The organism is Clostridium sp. AF15-41 (assembly GCF_003604095.1).
GTDB lineage: Bacteria > Bacillota > Clostridia > Lachnospirales > Lachnospiraceae > Coprococcus.
On sequence record NZ_QTMQ01000027.1, the window covers coordinates 1 to 1783 of the forward strand.

Sequence of the window (1783 nt, forward strand, 5' to 3'; positions counted from 1 at the left end):
TCGACGCATATTTTATTGTCAAAAGGAAAAAATTGTTATTCGGATAAAAATATATATGAATTTTTTAGAAAAGTTGATAATGAATTAAAATTGCGTATACCAGATAAATTTTTATTAGAAGCTCATGGCTGGATGTAGCTCATAAAAAGTATATTCTAGCGAGCCGATAAAATTTAAAAGGAAATAAAGGAGATTAAGAGCATGATTGATTATGTAGGAATTGCAAGAAAAGCCGTAGAATGTGATGATATGGTCAAACTGTTAGAGGGAAAGGGTGAGTATCGTTGCGAATTTTATTATTATGGCTTTCCACCGGATGCGGATGTTACGGATTGGGATAATCTTATATCAAGAGGGATTTATGCACTGTATAACGAGGGTGGGTATGACTGTATTCCGGATATGATTATTGAAGCAATTAAAGAAATGTGTGAGGGAGATGTTGAAGGTGTATACTGTGCGTTTCGAGTTTTCTTTTGCGCTGTAATGTATGAAAGACGGGATTTCAAACCGGCACCATTTCATATATCAGAGCAGATAAAACCTGTAGTTATGCAGGCGGTTTTTAATAATAAAGAAAAATTAAGTAAATGTTTTGACTGGGAAGGCTGGAGACATTCTGATGGTATGTGGGGAGCTATAAAGCGATGGGTGAAAATACTAAAAGAAAAATATGGGAAATGTTTAGAATATGACATGGAAGAAGCGGAATGAAGGTGGATTATTAATCAATTGATGATTGTGTTAATATAAGTGATGAACTAGAAACTATAAATATGCAAAAAAGTCCATTTATTTTGAGAGTTGCTGACATTATTGGTTTAAATGCAATGGAAATAGCAGAAAAATATTCATTACCACAAATCCCAGATAAAGTAGTATATATTGATATACCTAAGGATATTATTTTAGAAGTAAGTATTGTAGGCCCATAAGAAATTTGGGGAACTCTTGGGGGATATATACAGTATGCTATCAAAGATGTGCTTTTGGAGGACAAGTGGTTTAGTAATATAATTGAGCTGAAATAAATGGGAGCAAGATGATATGATAAAAGTATATAATAAAAAAATTCAAATAAATAATAAGAGTATAATTTTTGATACAACTATTAAAAAAATTATTTATTTCTCTGATATTTTTGTAGTGTTGATAAGAGAAAATAAAGAAATTCCTAATAATATTATTGCGTATGATTATTATGGAAATGAAGTATGGAAAATTAATGATATAGTTTGTGCAAAGGTATTACGGGGATATGATAATATTATAAAAAAATCGGAAAATGTCTTAGTTGCATATTGTGAATTGGGAATAATTTTTGAAATTGATATATTTAAGAAAATAGTTATCCATAAAAACTATATGCGTTAATAGATATAAGATATTAAAAAATAGCAAAGATGCTTGACTCTGATGTAGTAGAGGGGCGATATTGTAATTGATAAGTAGTATTGATAACTGATAAAAGGGAGTGCGAGCATGATTGATTATGTAGGAATTGCAAGAAAAGCCGTAGAATGTGCTGATATGGTCAAATTGTTAGAGGGAAAGGGTGAGTATCGTTGCAAATTTTATTATTATGGCTTTCCACCAGATGCGGATGTTACGGATTGGAATAATCTTATATCAAGAGGAATTTATGCACTGTATAACGAGGGTGGGTATGATTGTATTCCGGATATGATTATTGAAGCAATTAAAGAAATGTGTGAGGGAGATGTTGAAGAGGTATACTGTGCGTTTAATGTTTTTTTTGATATTGTACTGGAGGAAAGACAGA

At 31.3% G+C, this 1783-nt stretch carries 3 protein-coding genes and 1 pseudogene; all 4 read left to right on the forward strand.

Annotation, left to right across the window (positions count from 1 at the left end; genetic code table 11):
• The first annotated feature begins 201 nt into the window (after positions 1-201).
• Positions 202-714: a hypothetical protein gene (locus DWW43_RS11985; protein ID WP_119963780.1), complete on the forward strand. Its 513-nt coding sequence runs from the start codon at positions 202-204 to the stop codon at positions 712-714.
• Positions 715-776: 62 nt separating this feature from the next.
• Positions 777-935 carry a hypothetical protein gene (locus DWW43_RS12140; RefSeq protein ID WP_008402577.1) on the forward strand — a complete coding sequence of 53 codons (159 nt, stop codon included), beginning with the start codon at positions 777-779 and terminating at the stop codon, positions 933-935.
• Between the two features lie 112 nt (positions 936-1047).
• Complete coding sequence (locus DWW43_RS11990) at positions 1048-1374, forward strand: hypothetical protein (protein ID WP_008402578.1); 327 nt, start codon at positions 1048-1050, stop codon at positions 1372-1374.
• A gap of 108 nt (positions 1375-1482) precedes the next feature.
• A pseudogene (locus tag DWW43_RS11995) lies at positions 1483-1783 on the forward strand (hypothetical protein); the annotation flags it as partial.

Excerpts from the sequence above, each read along its gene's own strand:
- DWW43_RS11985 (WP_119963780.1), top strand. The coding sequence starts at position 202 with ATGATTGATTATGTAGGAATTGCAAGAAAAGCCGTAGAATGTGATGAT.
- DWW43_RS12140 (WP_008402577.1), top strand. The coding sequence starts at position 777 with ATGCAAAAAAGTCCATTTATTTTGAGAGTTGCTGACATTATTGGTTTA.
- DWW43_RS11990 (WP_008402578.1), top strand. The coding sequence starts at position 1,048 with ATGATAAAAGTATATAATAAAAAAATTCAAATAAATAATAAGAGTATA.